This window comes from Martinezella sp. CNPSo 3959 (genome assembly GCF_057784355.1).
In genome coordinates, this window is the sequence record NZ_JBXSOV010000001.1 from 1,432,920 (window position 1) to 1,446,635 (window position 13,716).

Here is a 13,716-nt window from a genome sequence, read left to right on the forward strand (position 1 = left end):
GGTGACGGCACCATGCGCCGCCCCTCATCCGATCGAAGCTGCAAACCTTGCACCTTCCATCCGCACATGCAATCAAACAAAGAGTTGAAAATTTCAATAATCGACAATCCGCATGACCGATTTCAGACCGTTTGAATTCATACCCGGCAATCGTGACAAAGGCATGGTCATTCTCGGCGACCACGCCATGCGGCGCCTGCCCGAGCGCTACGGCAGCCTCGGCCTGCCGGAGACCGCCTTCTCCCGCCACATCGCCTACGACATCGGCATCGAAGGCCTCTGCCGTCATCTCTGCGCGCGGCTGGACGTGCCAGGCGTGCTTGGCGGCTTTTCCCGTCTGCTGATCGATCCGAACCGCGGCGAGGACGACCCGACGCTCGTCATGAAGATCTCGGACGGCGCGATCATCCCGGGCAATCATCCGATCACGGATGAGGAATGGAACTACCGTATAGAGGCCTTCCACCGGCCCTATCACAAGGCGGTGGATGAGACGATTTCTGCGGTGGCGAAAGCTACCGGCAAGGCGCCCCTGGTTTTCTCGATGCACTCTTTCACGCCGGCGTGGAAGGGTGTGCCGCGCCCCTGGCATGCCAGCGTGCTCTGGGATAGCGACGAGCGTGCTGTCGTGCCGCTCCTTGCAAAGCTCGGCGCCGATACCGATCTCGTTATCGGAGATAATGAGCCGTATGACGGCGCGCTGCGCAACGACACCATGTTCCGCCATTGCATGACAAAGGGCATTGCGCATGCGCTGCTGGAAGTCCGGCAGGATCTGATCGGCGACGAGATCGGTATTGTCGAATGGGCCGATCGCCTGGCGCCGATCTTCTCAGAGATCAATGCCGATCCGGCGCTCCATGAATATAAGCGCTATCCTTCGCGCACCGGTCCTTACGAGGCGTGAGCCGGCAAGCGAATTGAGGAGAAAGAGATGACCGAAGTCACCAAGCAACAGCAGACCGAGCTCGAGGCCGCAGCCTTCCGCCGCCTCGTTGCGCATTTGCGCGAACGCAGCGACGTTCAGAACATCGACCTGATGAACCTCGCCGGCTTCTGCCGCAACTGCCTCTCCAACTGGTATCGCGAAGCGGCCGAAGAGGTGGGCCTGCCCGTCAGCAAGGACGAGTCGCGCGAAGTGATCTATGGCATGCCCTACGAGGATTGGAAGAACCTGCACCAGAAAGAAGCCTCGCCTGTGCAAAAAGCCGCTTTCGAGCAGAACAAGCCGAAAGATTAACGCTCCCTTCACCAATTCGGCTTGACCTTGCGCGCCATTCGCGGCACGTCAACTGCCCGATCGAATTCGAAATCCCGCGCAAGCCCTGAAGCGATGTGCCCCTATCGGTGACTGACCGATCTCATCTGCGACGGGCTGCAAGCGACCCTTTGAGACCCTTTAGGAGAAGTGCATGGAAGAGAACAGCGTCGAGAACGTGGCCGCGGCGGAACTGCGTCAATTCATCGAGCGCATCGAGCGCCTCGAAGAAGAAAAAGCCGCGATTGGAAGCGATATCAAGGACGTCATGGGCGAGGCCAAGGGCCGCGGCTACGACACCAAGGCGATCCGCACCATCATCCGCCTTCGCAAGAAGGACGCGAACGAACGCCTGGAAGAAGAATCCATCCTGCAGACCTACATGGCCGCACTCGGCATGGAATAATCAAGGCTTTATGAGCCTTGCGAGATGATCTGGAGCCGGCTTGCCGGCTCCTTTCTTTTTGAGCGCATCACTCGGCGAAAAGACGACCGATCAATTCGGCCGCACTACCCTGCCAAAGCTCACCCTTGCCGGTTCCTGACCATAGAGACAGGAAATCCGGTGATCCCTTCGCCGTCGACGCACCGCGTATGTCCCGCGTGAACTTGTTTTGCGCCGGAAAGGGAAGGGTAGCGTCCGGCTTCCCATCCATCTCGTTCATGAAGCGGTTCTCGATGCCGCGCGCAAAGCGGCCCGAAAAGGCGCGTGTCGTTCGCGTCTTTCGCTCCGGCGTTTCCAGCAGCTTCCTGCGATAGGGTGCCGATGTTCCGGCTTCCGTGCAGGCAAGGAAGGCCGTGCCCATCTGCACGGCCTGCGCTCCCGCCAGCAGCGCCGCCTGGATATCGCTTGGGGTCATGATGCCGCCGGCTGCGATCAGCGGCAAACGAATGGTGCCGACGCATTGCGCCAGGAGATCCCGCATGCCGATTTCCGGATCCGCTGCCCGCGCATCGAAAATGCCGCGATGACCGCCCGCTTCAAACCCTTGCAACACGATCGCATCCACGCCGCTCTCTTCCAGCGCCCTCGCCTCGTCGAGTGTCGTCGCCGTGCCGATCAGCGGAATACCAGCTTTCTTCGCTTCCGGTACATAGCCGGCCGGCAACAGGCCGAAGACGAAGCTGAAGCATGCGGGTTTGATACGCAAGACAGCTTCGAACTGCGCATCGAAATCCTCTTCGTAGGGAGGCGAAAGCTGCGGCGACGGCAGTTCCAACTCCTGGCGATATCGTGCGGTCGCCGCCGCCGCGCGCTCAAACCGATCAGTGGCAACTTCCGGGATTGAGTGCGGGATGAAGAGATTGATCGAAAACGGCTTGTCGGTTCGTTGACGTACCTGGGCGGCAAAGGCTTCGATGGCCACGGCATTTAAATAGGCGCCGCCCATGGCGCCGAGCGCGCCTGCGGCAGAAGCCACCGCCACCAGCTCCACCGACGAAGGACCGCCCGCCATCGGCGCGACGATCAACGGATGCTTCAAGCCAAGTTGTTGAAAAAGATTGCTGTCCATAGGTGCAGACATGTCCGGCGTCCTTTCAGAAATGTCTGTTCAGGTCTCCATGCAACATAGGAGCCGCAACGCGGCTTCCCAAGCGTAAGCTTGATGAAATTACGCGTCCCTCAGTTCCGCCGGAGCGCTTCGGTGCGGGCCTCGATGGCCGCAACCACCGACACCATGTCGAGCCGGCCGTTGCCGAGTTCGACGCTCTCGCCATAAAGAGTACGGCAGACATCAAGGACCGGCGATGCCATGCCGACGGCACGAGCCGCCTCGGCAATCAGTTTCGTGCTGTTGAACGCATCGGCTGTCGCCGCCTGCACTGAAAAATCCCGCGCAACAAGCTTCGGAATTTTCACGCGCGTCAGATCGCTGGCCATCGGGCCGGAATCGATCGCAGCCTGAAAAGTTTCGAGATCGAGGCCGTTCCGCTCGGCGAAATGCGAGGCTTCTGCGAGACCCGCCAGCGTCGTGCAGAGATAGAGATTGACAGCCAGCTTCATCAGCAGCGCATTGCCGACCGGACCGCACAGGATCGTTTCGCGGCACATCGGCGCAAGCAGCGGCCGCACCTCGGCAACCGTGTCCGCATCGCCGCCGAGCAGCGCGACCAGCTGCGCTGTCTCGGCAGGCTTCCGCGAGCCCGAAACCGGGGCTTCGACATAGCGCCCACCGGCTGCGAGAATATCGGCGGCCAATCTGCGTGAATAGCCGGGCGAATTGCTTCCCATCGAAACCACGATATGCCCGGATACCAGCTTTTCGAAGTCCGGTGTCCCGCGCCGCAGCATCTCGTCCAGCACAGTTTCGTTGACCAGCATCAGGATGACGATGCGCGTGCGTTCGAACACCTCTTCTACGCTTACGGTGACCGTCGCACCCGCCTCACGCAACGGATCGGCCGCTGCCGGCGATCTATTCCACACGACAAGCCTGGTGCCTGCCTTTGCGAGATTGAGGGCCATCGGCTGGCCCATGACGCCGAGACCGACAAAGCCGATCTCCTCGCCCGGCTCGATGCCGGGACGTTCGCTGACGCTGGTCATCATGACAACTCCGATGTTTCGGGTGACTATGCGAACTTTAGAGCAATTCCAGGAAAAATGCGCAGCGGTTTTCCATCCGGAGTTGCGTGAAACAAAGAGATTGAGCGGTTCAGATATTTCACGAAAAACTGAACCGCTTTTGAGTCAGAAGCCGGCGGGAGAGCTCACATGCCTTTTCCCGCCGGATATGGGTTCATGGTTCGCTTAGAACAGGCGGTCCAGCCACTCGTTCTTGTCCGGCGCGCGGCCGAACTGGATGTCGGTCAGCGCCGCCTTCAGGCGCTGCGTCGTTGCACCGGCATTGCCGTCGCCGATGGTGAAGCTGTGCTTGCGGCCCTTCACCTTGCCGATCGGCGTCACGACAGCCGCCGTGCCGCAGGCGAAGGATTCGCGCAGGCGCCCGCTCTCGGCATCCGCCTGCCACTGCTCGATCGAATAGGGCTCCTCACGCACTGTCAGGCCCATGTCGCGCCCAAGCTTGATCAGCGAATCGCGGGTGATGCCCGGCAGGATCGTGCCGGTGAGCGGCGGCGTCTGCAGCGATCCGTCATCGAAGACGAAGAAGACGTTCATGCCGCCAAGCTCCTCGATCCAGCGCTTTTCGACGGCATCGAGGAAGACGACCTGATCGCAGCCTTCGCGCTGGCCCTCAGCCAATGCGGCAAGGCTTGCGGCGTAGTTGCCGCCACACTTGGCAGCACCCGTGCCGCCAGGCGCGGCGCGGGTGAAGTTCTCGGACACCCAGAGCGTAACGGCCGATCCGCCGCCCTTGAAAAAGGAGGCGACCGGGGAAGCAATGACGCAATAGATATATTCTGCCGACGGTTTTGTGCCGAGAGCGACTTCGGTGCCGATCAAGAACGGCCGGAGATAGAGCGATGCCCCTTCCGCGGTCGGGATCCATTCGCGCTCGATCTTGACCAGCTCGCGTACGGACTCGACAAAAAGCCCTTCCGGCAAGCGCGGCATCGCCAGCCGTTCGGCCGAATTCTGGAAACGGAGCGCATTGGCGCTCGGGCGGAAAAGGGCGGCCCCGCCATCCGGCAGGTGATAGGCCTTCATGCCTTCGAAGATTTCCTGGGCATAATGAAGCACCACGGTTGCCGGATCGAGAGCAAGCGCCTTGCGCGGCTCGATCTTGGCGCTGTGCCAGCCACGATCCTGCGAGTAGCGGATCGTTACCATGTGGTCGGTGAAGATGCGGCCGAAGCCCGGGTTCTGCAACAGCGCTTCCCGCTCGCTCGCCGTCGCGGGATTGGGGTTTTTCTGGATGTCGAAGGTTAATGTTTCGCCGGTGCTCATGGCTCCTCCAATGCTTCTTTTGCCGCGGCTTTCGCCGCCCATCTCCCGAAGGATGGTGTAAATCAAATCGGGTGGTATTTGATTGCGTTTACGCCTGTTCTCACGCAAGTTTAAGAGCGATTTGCATAAAATTACGAGGCGAATCGCTATTTCTCGCCGGGAAGCTGGCTATCGGTCTCATGTGGCTTCCATCACAGCGTTTTCGCGATGGCTTCGGCGGCAGCCACGCCGGTTTCATAGGCGCCGTGCGCGGTAGAATAACGCGTCTTCGAACAGGCTTCTCCGGCGAAGAACAAACGCTCGTTGTGAGGAGCGGCAAGGACGCTGCGTAGGTCGGAAGCACCGGGCGTCGCATAGGAATAAGAACCACCGAAGAAAGGCTCTCCCGCCCAGGCTGACGCAGCCAGCGGCGACAGCGTCTTGCCGACATCGGCGCCGAAGACGCGCTTCAGCTGCTCCACCGAAAAACCAAACATCGCATCGACGCCCTGCCTCTCCAGATCGAGCGCGAGATCGGCGGCAAAATAGGCCTCGATGACCGGCGCACCGAATGGCTTCAGCTGATAGGCGCCCGTCCGGCGGCTATGCTGCGATCCCGTCACATGCGTATCCTTCGGAAACATCGCCGGCTCGGCGACGCGGAGGAAAAGCTTGTTTGCCAGGCCGAGCGGCAGGCGGGACGCCGCCTCGATCTTTTCCGGCAAGGGCGGCCAGAAGGCGATGCGTTCGGCCGCAAGCACATTGGTTGAAACTGTGACGATGACGGCCTTCGCCCGCAGCTCACCCTTGCCTGTCGAAAGCACGATATGGCCGGCGCCGCCGTGGTCGATGCGGCGGACCTCGGCGCCGACAACGGTCGGTACCGGCAAGCCGTAGGTGGCGACCAAGGTACCGTAGCCTTGCCGCACGCGCCAATCGGGACCGGGGCCGGGATCGTAGCGGCCAAGATCGATCACCGAGGACTTGTCGAGCTCTCCACCGGTCATGAAGGCGCCAACGGCGTAAATTCTTTCATTCCACGGATCATCAGGAGACAACATGATCGAGAGATCGGCGTCGGCATCGCCCTCATACTCATAGACCCGCCCGAAGAAGTCGTTGACGGCGGCAGCCGCGGCTTTTGCATCGGGATCGTTCTGTTCCAACCGATGGCCGCCATTGCTCCAGGGCGCAGGCGTGCGATCAACGGTCAGGCCTACTTCCTCGGCAATATCAGTCCAGGCATTGGTGCGCGCGCCGTGCAGCCAGCCGCAGCCAAGATCGAGCGCGGCGGCGTCAGTGCCGAACGGATGGATCGAGCGGGCGCGGCCGCCGACGCGATCGGAGGCTTCGAGCAAGACGATCGAGAGATCCGGCCGAAGCAATTGCAGCTGCCGGGCTGCAGCTACACCGGCTGCGCCGGCGCCGATCACGGCAACGTCGACCTCGCCGCCTCTCCAGGATTCGATGGGCATTCCGATTCCTTTTCGCGCAGGCATCGGAGCGTGACCGAGCCTCGCGACTTGATGATATGAGGCTCGCCAATCCGCCGGCGCGAACCCTGTCAATCATCTGTAGCCGACCTCGGCGCGGCCTGTAAACGGTCACAATGGTGGGCATACCAAATTGCCGCATTGAGCCGAAATGACGAATGTCGTACGTGCTTCATCGAGGCAGATAATGAGGAAGATCGTGCGGAAACCGACCTTCACAACAACACTTTCGACCGCGACGCATAATATTGGAGGCGCTTGTGCCAACACAACTCAATAAGACGGCAGCCGGACGTCGGGCTTCTTTCAAGTCGCGTCAGGAAACATCGATGTTCACGAAGGAGTGGTCCATCCCCGCGATCCTCACCGTCTTCCTGCTCGGCGTCTGCGGTCTGATTGCCTATTTCACCTGGACCCTCCTGCCGCCGGCGGCGACAGCACAGAACCATGTCGGCGGAGCTGCCATACTCAGCGACAGCAGTGCTCATCCGGCGGCCAATTTCGCGCCCCAAAAACAGAAGTAGCAGACGCCACGGCCGATAAGGCAGAAATGAAGACTAAGATGCGTGGGCGCCGTATTTTCTGCCGCCGGCCATAAGACCGACGGCAGCTACAGCTTTACGGCAGCACCCTGATTACAGGGACTCGTTATCCGAGGGCACATTTCTTGACGAAATGCAGCCAGCTGTCGTTGCGCCGGATAGTGGCGCGCGGCAAGCCGAAGGGATCGTCGCTTGAGCGCGCCCGACCGCGGCGTGTCGTCGTTGCGGCGCTGTAACCGGCTTCATAGGCAAGCACACGATCCAGCGGCGTTTCGTCGCCATAGGGAAAACAGAAGGACGAAATCCCCTCATCCAGCAAATCTTCGAGCAGTTCGCGCGAATGCGTGATCTGACGGCGTGCTTCTTCCATGGGCAATTGCGGCAGGTGAACGTGATCGAGCGTGTGCGATCCCACCTCATGCCCCAGACTGTGCCAGTGCTTCAGCTGTTCGACCGACATGCAAGGCGCCTGCGCCACGCCAAGGGGCGCATCCCAGATATTACTGCCGCCGATCTGGTTCGCCACGACGAAATTCGTGGCGGTAAAGCCGAACTCCCGCAGCACGGGCAAGGCGTTCTCATAGACATTGGCATAGCTGTCATCGAAGGTGATGGCAGCGATTTTGCCGGTCTTCTCGCCACGGATGTAAGGCATTGCCTCCCGCAGCGACATACCCTGAATTCCAAGCCTTTTCAGCCATTCCATCTGACGGCGGAAGGCTTCTGGATGGACGACCATGCTTCTGAACGGCGCCTTGCGCGACGGCGGCACCGCAATCTGATGATATGCGAGGATCGGAACGGCCACGATGGATGATCTCAGATGATGCGGCGCGAGCGAAGCGCGATCTTGGCACGATAGAGTGGCCGCAACACCTCTCTGGAGAGCGTTTCCATTACTGTCTTGCGGCTTTTGATCGTGCTGCCGCCGAGCTGGGGAGAGATTTCACGCACGCCGCCGGGCAAGACCGAAAGCGGCGACACGCGAGTAAACCAGCTCATCTGCATGGTGGTATCGACGGGTCGATCGAAGACGGAGGTCGCCTCCAGCAGGCGGATGGCAGCATCGCGGCTGACAAGCTGCGCCACCATGCCAAGCCCGATCCGCGTCGGCTGAATGACATCGGCCTCCCCCTGGGAGAGAACACATCTGCCATGCTCCTTGCCCATGCGAAACGGGAAGCGAATGAAAGAACCTGGCTTCAGGCAGGCCTTGGCGGCGGCAAAAGCGGCATGGAACGCATCGTCGATCTCGACATCGTCCTCGAAAACAAGGCCGGCATCGATGCCCTGCTCGACGATGGCGGCCCAAGCCTTACGGTGCGACAGAAAGCAGGCGATCTCGCCGGTGCTCATGGCAAACGGATAATATGGCTTCTGCAGCCGAGGACGGTAGACATTGTCGATCTCAGCGACACCCAGAGCGCGGCCATCGACTGCCTCGATGATCTCGCTTTGCACCGGAAGCTTTGCAGCAAGCCTTTCGACCTGCGGCATGCGATCGCGGGCGCGAGCGAGATGGATGATGAAGCCACGAATGACGGGTTGGCCGGGCGCGTCCAGAACGGTACCGACCGAATTGGACGCAGGAGCGAACTCGAATCCCGTGTGAGATCTTTCGAGCGGCATCGCCGAAGACGGGTTGAATTCGTGGGCTTGCATGAATGGATACCTCGAGGTCATATTTCGCGAGGCTCTAGCAACCCTGAATGAAAGCGAGCTTAGGCAAACCTGAGGCCAAACTGAAAACGGTTGTTTTCAACTGGTCTGAACAACTGAAAGAAGGCTAAACGAGCATGCTGATGCGGCCGCTCGCCATTTTGTCTTCAACCCAACGGCGTTCATCCAGCCAGGCATGGCGTTTCCACCCTTCCCAGCTGAAACCGCACAGCTTCACCTCCCACTCGTCGGCAGGCAATCGCGACAGCACATATCGGATGCCGAAGAAGCCGGTGCTCGGAAAGAGCTGGTGCATGCGGCATTGGCTCACGCCGAGTTCCTCGCAGCCCTCGATGTAGAACTGCGGCGGCATGATGCGGATTTCCTTGCCGGCGGCGCCGACCAATTCGATCGTCCGCATCGTCCAATCGCTTCTCCTGCCTTTGAGGCGCGAGAGAAGATTGGGCTTGGGGTGATATTTGCGGATGATATCGGGATGATAGGCCAGCACGACCTCTCTGGCGGCCGTAAAAGTCGGGCTTGTCAGAAAGGCCGGGTCCGTCAATCGGCGCTGCATCGGCTTGCTGGAAGCTGCAAGCATGAGAATATCAGTGCGTGAGCCGCTCATCCCGATCGAGGCTTTCGGCTCGTTGAAGCGCATTGCGAATTCCGCATTGTCCACGACCTCGGAAAGGTCGCGATGCAGCTTGCCATTGCCGATGATGATTGCCGTCTTACGGGTCAAATATGAGTATCCATCAGGTCTGAAATCGCCGACCTAACGAAGCCAAATGAAGCCAAACTGAAGACGGATGAGGGGAAGGATGCATAAATGCTGACACGAACCTGAAAGCCATCGCGATGTCACCCGCACGCAACAGCAGCGCCCGAATACCATACTTCAGCTTAGATTTGCATGTGCCCTACGAACACGCAAATCCGATCTTGAGCGCAAAGGCTTAGTATCCTGCTGAATCAAAAGGGAGCCCAAACGGGCTCCCGAAGTGATGACGGTTTGTCTGGTCTATTCGACCGAGTTGAACTTCTTCACCTGAAGGAAATTCACTGCACTTCCGCTGAAGCGTTCGGGATCGATCGACGCGGTCTGCACCTTGAAGCCATCCGTGTAAACGGCAGTCGGCTGGGCACGAAGCGTCGGGCTCACGAAGCGCGGCGCCTTGACCGGGCGGTTCACGATCTCGACCCGGGCCTTTGCAATCGCCCATTGCGAGATCATCTTATCCGTCAGCGTCGGCGCAGTTGTCACAGTTGCACGGCCCGAATCGGCCACGACGGCATCCTGCTTGTTCGGCCGGCCGCCCTTGGTCGCAATGCCAGCGGCAATCGGCCGTTCCTGCGGCGTTGTCGGCTCGAACCCGTCGTTGAAGCGACGGCTGCTGGCCTTCACCTCACCGCGAACCGGCGCGAGTGCGGCCACCTGCATCGGCATTTGCTGGGTCGGTCTCTGCTGCGGCAGGACGGAGGCAATTGCCTGCGCTGCATCGTTACCCGCAGCCAGACCATTGTCTGCCGCGGGCAGCTGATCCTTAGACGCGACGTTGTTCGACGGTTGGGTCATCGCAACCGCATTGTTGCCATCCGATCGATCTGGACGGCTCTGCTCCAGAGCCGCAATGACCGAAGGCGAAAGTGCGCCTGCATCGGCTTGGTCGTCGGCAGCCTCCTGATCCGCATCGGCTGATGCCAGCAGGCTTTCGGCCAATTCCGGACGCTGCGCCGGCACCGGAACGGCAGCCAACTGGCCTTTCATGTCAGCCTCGGCCGATGCCACTTCGGCATCGCCGGGTGAGCGGCGGTCAAGCAAGGACGGCACCGGCACATGATAGGAGCGAAGATCGGCATATTGCGGCTGATCTCCCGTATCCGGCATGGCGGCGGCAAGCGCATCCTGAGCAGCGTTGCGAGACGGCGAAACGAGAGCGGAAGCAACATCGCTGCCGGCAGGCTGATTGCCGAATGCCGGGCGAACCTGCGGAACGGGTGCGTTTACGCTGGCGACCTGAACCTGGGCCGGAGCTGGAGCGGCGCCATCGTCACCATCATCGCTGGCGGCTGGAGCGGGCTGGCCTTTGCGAGCAGCCGAAGCGACAGCCACCGGTGCAGCCGCTGTGCCGGTATCCGCATTATCCTCTTCCTCATCCGCACCACCGCCCCCGAACAGACGGGCAAAGAAGCCGCGGCGCGACGAAGAGGAGCTGGCGATCTGGATATCGTCGGACGACATGCGGCGCTTGTAATCGGCGACTGCCTGCTGGTAGCCCGGCAGCGGCCGGCCGTCGGCCGGAATATGCATCGTCTTGCCATCCGGGAAGAGGCGGACGAGATCCTGGCGATCCATGCGCGGCCATGCACGCACGCCGCCGACGTCCATATGGACGAAAGGCGAACCCGAAGTCGGATAATAGCCGACGCCACCGACCTGCAGCTTCATGCCGATTTCGCGCAGCTTGGAAAGCTTAACGTCCGGAAGATAGAAATCCATCGCGTTGCCGAGCATGTGCTGGCTCTTCTTGGCAACGCCGGTGTGGGCCGAGCGCGTGCGCAGCATCTCGTTGGTGCCAGGCGAACGGAACCCGCAGATCACATAGATGAATTCGTGTGAACCGCTTTCGCGGTAGGCCTCCCAGATCAGATCGAACAGGCGCGGGTTCATCTTGGTGGGCTGATTCTTGCGCCAATCGCGCAGGATGCGGTTCAGCTTCTCCAAGCCGTCCGGATCGAACCTGCCATTACGCTTGTAGGTAATGACGGCCTTTTCGCCGGTGTGGACATAATAGATCTTCAAGCTGCGGGTTTCACCACCAGCCTGCGAGGGAGTACCGACGAAAACAGGAGTAGAAACGGCCAAAGCAAGGAGGCCAACGGCTGCTACCTTGGCCACCTTGCTAAATAGGTTAGAGCACGCAGAATGCCAGCTCAAGCTATTAGGCTTGGTATTTGCACTCAAATTCGGCAATTCGATCCCCGTCCGACAGACAATGTCGCATCGTGTTCCAAATGGCTGTCAATTGCGGTGACACGATGGCAAAAATGCCACACATGGTCGCCCCCTTCATACATGGTGAACGATGCACTAACAAGTGCTTTACGACGGGTAACAAAATATGCTTGCCTAAACGTTAAGCTTTTTCTCATGCCGCGCTTTTTTGCGGATCATCCGGATCGATGCCATAGTCTTTCAACTTACGGTAGAGAGTTGAGCGCCCGATCCCGAGCTTTCTCGCCACCTGACTCATCTGCCCGCGATAGAATTTAAGGGCGAATCGGATCAATTCTTCCTCTACGTCCGCCAGTTTTCTTACGTCGCCCAAGGTGTTAGTGCTGACGATGACGTTGTCGGAAGCATCGGCGGAAGCAAGCGGAGGAGTTGCAGGCGATGCCTGTGAAACCCCGTAAGGGATCCGTTCGCTTCTTTCAGCCGCCAGAAGTTCAGCCGACGAGGCATGCGAATTATCCACAACCAAAGTCGGATGCTCGACGGCGAAATAACCCGGCAGCTGCGCGGCGATCTGCGGAAAATCCGTATCGAGCAATTCCGGTCCTTCGGACAGAACGACCGCGCGGAAGATCGCGTTTTCGAGCTGGCGGATATTACCCGGCCAGTCATAGGCCGTCAGCAAGGCTAGAGCATCATTGCTGATACCAAGCGGGCGATCGAGCTTCTGTTCCAGTGCAAACCGGTCGGCAAAAGCGCGCGCCAGATGCGGGATGTCCTCCTTGCGGCGGCGCAGGGCCGGCATCGTAATCGGGAAGACATTGAGGCGATAGTAAAGATCCTCGCGGAATCGTCCTGCCTTGACCTCTTCGATCAGATCCTTGTTGGTGGCCGAGATCAGCCGGACATTGACCTTCTGCGCGACACGCGCGCCGACGGTCTCGATTTCGCCCTGCTGCACGGCGCGCAAAAGCTTGACCTGGACTTCCAGCGGCAGATCGCCGATTTCGTCGAGGAACAGCGTGCCGCCATCGGCTTCCATGAACTTGCCGACATGGCGTTCGGTCGCACCGGTGAATGCGCCCTTCTCGTGTCCGAAAAGGATACTTTCGACGAGATTGTGCGGGATCGCACCGCAATTGACGATCACGAACGGCTTGCCGGCACGATCGCTGGCGGCCTGGATGGCGCGAGCCACCAGTTCCTTGCCGACGCCCGATTCGCCTTCCAGCACCACCGGAATGCTCGATTGCGCCGCCCGATGAGCGAGATCGATCACGCGCATCATCGCCGGACTTGCCGAGACGATGTCGTCGAAGGAGATGCTGCTCGAGCGCGACTTGCGCCCGGCACGGGCCTTCGCCTCGCGCTGGTCGAGCTTCAGGGCGTTGGCGATCGACGCAGCGATACGCTCCGGCGACACAGGCTTGACGACGAAATCGAAGGCGCCGGCGCGCATGGCCTGCACCACGGTATCGATTCCGCCCTGCCCGGTCTGCACGATGACGGGCAGGTCGATGCCCATATCGTTCAGAGCGCCCAGGAACTCGATGCCGTTCATTTCCGGCATCATGAGATCGAGCACGATCACATTAATCTGATCGTGGCCACGCTTCAGAAACTCCAGGCCGAGACGGCCATTTTCTGCCAAATGGGCAACGTGTCCGTGCCGCTCGATGGCATTCTTCAGCAGACGGCGTTGAATCGGATCATCCTCAACAACGAGAATCTGCGCGCCTCCCTTGGCGCTATTGTAAACGGTCATTGGTGCCTCACTTCATGCGAAACCTGACGCGGACATTCGCAGAAAGGCTTGAACATGAAGTTTTGCCAAACCATCGCATTTTAATCATTATGACGAATATAAAATCGCTTATGAATCAACGGCCGGCGCTGGAAAATCAGGCCTTGCGGTGGCCTTTCCAGCCCACTAGACACGAATGGATCGGACGATCCGAAAGATAAAAGCAGAGGAAATT

General features: G+C 59.9%; 12 protein-coding genes and 2 pseudogenes. 4 read left to right on the forward strand and 10 right to left on the reverse strand.

Going from position 1 to position 13,716, the window contains the following annotated elements:
• Positions 1-112 precede the first annotated feature (112 nt).
• The 3 genes from AC13RE_RS07175 to AC13RE_RS07185 all read left to right on the forward strand — a co-directional run bounded on the left by AC13RE_RS07175 (position 113) and on the right by AC13RE_RS07185 (position 1,664).
• The gene (locus AC13RE_RS07175) at positions 113-907 is read left to right on the forward strand and encodes an N-formylglutamate amidohydrolase (RefSeq protein ID WP_488562416.1); all 795 of its coding nucleotides are present in this window, start codon (positions 113-115) and stop codon (positions 905-907) included.
• A 27-nt stretch (positions 908-934) separates the two neighbouring features.
• Positions 935-1,240, forward strand: coding sequence for a DUF1244 domain-containing protein (locus tag AC13RE_RS07180; protein ID WP_488562417.1), 306 nt, complete (start codon positions 935-937; stop codon positions 1,238-1,240).
• Positions 1,241-1,412: 172 nt separating this feature from the next.
• A complete protein-coding gene (locus AC13RE_RS07185; protein WP_015341059.1) occupies positions 1,413-1,664 on the forward strand; it encodes a DUF2312 domain-containing protein in 252 nt (83 codons plus the stop codon).
• A gap of 67 nt (positions 1,665-1,731) precedes the next feature.
• On the opposite strand, the gene AC13RE_RS07190 is transcribed toward AC13RE_RS07185, so the two are convergent.
• From AC13RE_RS07190 to AC13RE_RS07205, 4 genes are all read right to left on the reverse strand, one after another.
• Positions 1,732-2,784, reverse strand: a complete 1,053-nt coding sequence (locus AC13RE_RS07190) for an NAD(P)H-dependent flavin oxidoreductase (protein WP_488562418.1) — start codon at positions 2,782-2,784, stop codon at positions 1,732-1,734.
• A gap of 98 nt (positions 2,785-2,882) precedes the next feature.
• Positions 2,883-3,809, reverse strand: a complete 927-nt coding sequence (locus tag AC13RE_RS07195) for an NAD(P)-dependent oxidoreductase (RefSeq protein WP_488562419.1) — start codon at positions 3,807-3,809, stop codon at positions 2,883-2,885.
• Positions 3,810-4,010: 201 nt separating this feature from the next.
• Entirely contained in the window at positions 4,011-5,108 is a 1,098-nt protein-coding gene (locus AC13RE_RS07200) for a branched-chain amino acid aminotransferase (protein WP_488562420.1), read from the reverse strand.
• A gap of 191 nt (positions 5,109-5,299) precedes the next feature.
• The gene (locus AC13RE_RS07205; RefSeq protein ID WP_488562421.1) at positions 5,300-6,562 is read right to left on the reverse strand and encodes a flavin monoamine oxidase family protein; all 1,263 of its coding nucleotides are present in this window, start codon (positions 6,560-6,562) and stop codon (positions 5,300-5,302) included.
• Between the two features lie 347 nt (positions 6,563-6,909).
• On the opposite strand from AC13RE_RS07205, the gene AC13RE_RS07210 reads away from it, so the two are divergent.
• The gene (locus AC13RE_RS07210; protein WP_488562422.1) at positions 6,910-7,104 is read left to right on the forward strand and encodes a hypothetical protein; all 195 of its coding nucleotides are present in this window, start codon (positions 6,910-6,912) and stop codon (positions 7,102-7,104) included.
• A gap of 124 nt (positions 7,105-7,228) precedes the next feature.
• On the opposite strand, the gene AC13RE_RS07215 is transcribed toward AC13RE_RS07210, so the two are convergent.
• The 6 genes and pseudogenes from AC13RE_RS07215 to AC13RE_RS07240 all read right to left on the reverse strand — a co-directional run.
• Positions 7,229-7,930: a polysaccharide deacetylase family protein gene (locus AC13RE_RS07215; protein WP_488562423.1), complete on the reverse strand. Its 702-nt coding sequence runs from the start codon at positions 7,928-7,930 to the stop codon at positions 7,229-7,231.
• Positions 7,931-7,941: 11 nt separating this feature from the next.
• Positions 7,942-8,784: a glycosyltransferase family 25 protein gene (locus AC13RE_RS07220; RefSeq protein ID WP_488562424.1), complete on the reverse strand. Its 843-nt coding sequence runs from the start codon at positions 8,782-8,784 to the stop codon at positions 7,942-7,944.
• Positions 8,785-8,908: 124 nt separating this feature from the next.
• A complete protein-coding gene (locus AC13RE_RS07225) occupies positions 8,909-9,526 on the reverse strand; it encodes a hypothetical protein (RefSeq protein WP_488562425.1) in 618 nt (205 codons plus the stop codon).
• Between the two features lie 279 nt (positions 9,527-9,805).
• Positions 9,806-11,758 (reverse strand): peptidoglycan L,D-endopeptidase MepK, encoded by a 1,953-nt coding sequence (locus AC13RE_RS07230; protein ID WP_488562426.1) that lies wholly within the window; start codon positions 11,756-11,758, stop codon positions 9,806-9,808.
• Between the two features lie 175 nt (positions 11,759-11,933).
• A pseudogene (locus tag AC13RE_RS07235) lies at positions 11,934-12,146 on the reverse strand (helix-turn-helix domain-containing protein); the annotation flags it as partial.
• 104 nt (positions 12,147-12,250) lie between these two features.
• Positions 12,251-13,502 (reverse strand): annotated as a pseudogene (locus tag AC13RE_RS07240) (sigma-54-dependent transcriptional regulator); the annotation flags it as partial.
• Between the last annotated feature and the right edge of the window lie 214 nt (positions 13,503-13,716).

Bases quoted from the DNA above. Each gene is read 5' to 3' on its own strand.
- AC13RE_RS07185 (WP_015341059.1), top strand. From the start codon at position 1,413: ATGGAAGAGAACAGCGTCGAGAACGTGGCCGCGGCGGAACTGCGTCAA.
- AC13RE_RS07180 (WP_488562417.1), top strand. From the start codon at position 935: ATGACCGAAGTCACCAAGCAACAGCAGACCGAGCTCGAGGCCGCAGCC.
- AC13RE_RS07210 (WP_488562422.1), top strand. From the start codon at position 6,910: ATGTTCACGAAGGAGTGGTCCATCCCCGCGATCCTCACCGTCTTCCTG.
- AC13RE_RS07205 (WP_488562421.1), bottom strand. From the start codon at position 6,562: ATGCCCATCGAATCCTGGAGAGGCGGCGAGGTCGACGTTGCCGTGATC.
- AC13RE_RS07190 (WP_488562418.1), bottom strand. From the start codon at position 2,784: ATGTCTGCACCTATGGACAGCAATCTTTTTCAACAACTTGGCTTGAAG.
- AC13RE_RS07195 (WP_488562419.1), bottom strand. From the start codon at position 3,809: ATGATGACCAGCGTCAGCGAACGTCCCGGCATCGAGCCGGGCGAGGAG.
- AC13RE_RS07200 (WP_488562420.1), bottom strand. From the start codon at position 5,108: ATGAGCACCGGCGAAACATTAACCTTCGACATCCAGAAAAACCCCAAT.
- AC13RE_RS07175 (WP_488562416.1), top strand. From the start codon at position 113: ATGACCGATTTCAGACCGTTTGAATTCATACCCGGCAATCGTGACAAA.
- AC13RE_RS07220 (WP_488562424.1), bottom strand. From the start codon at position 8,784: ATGCAAGCCCACGAATTCAACCCGTCTTCGGCGATGCCGCTCGAAAGA.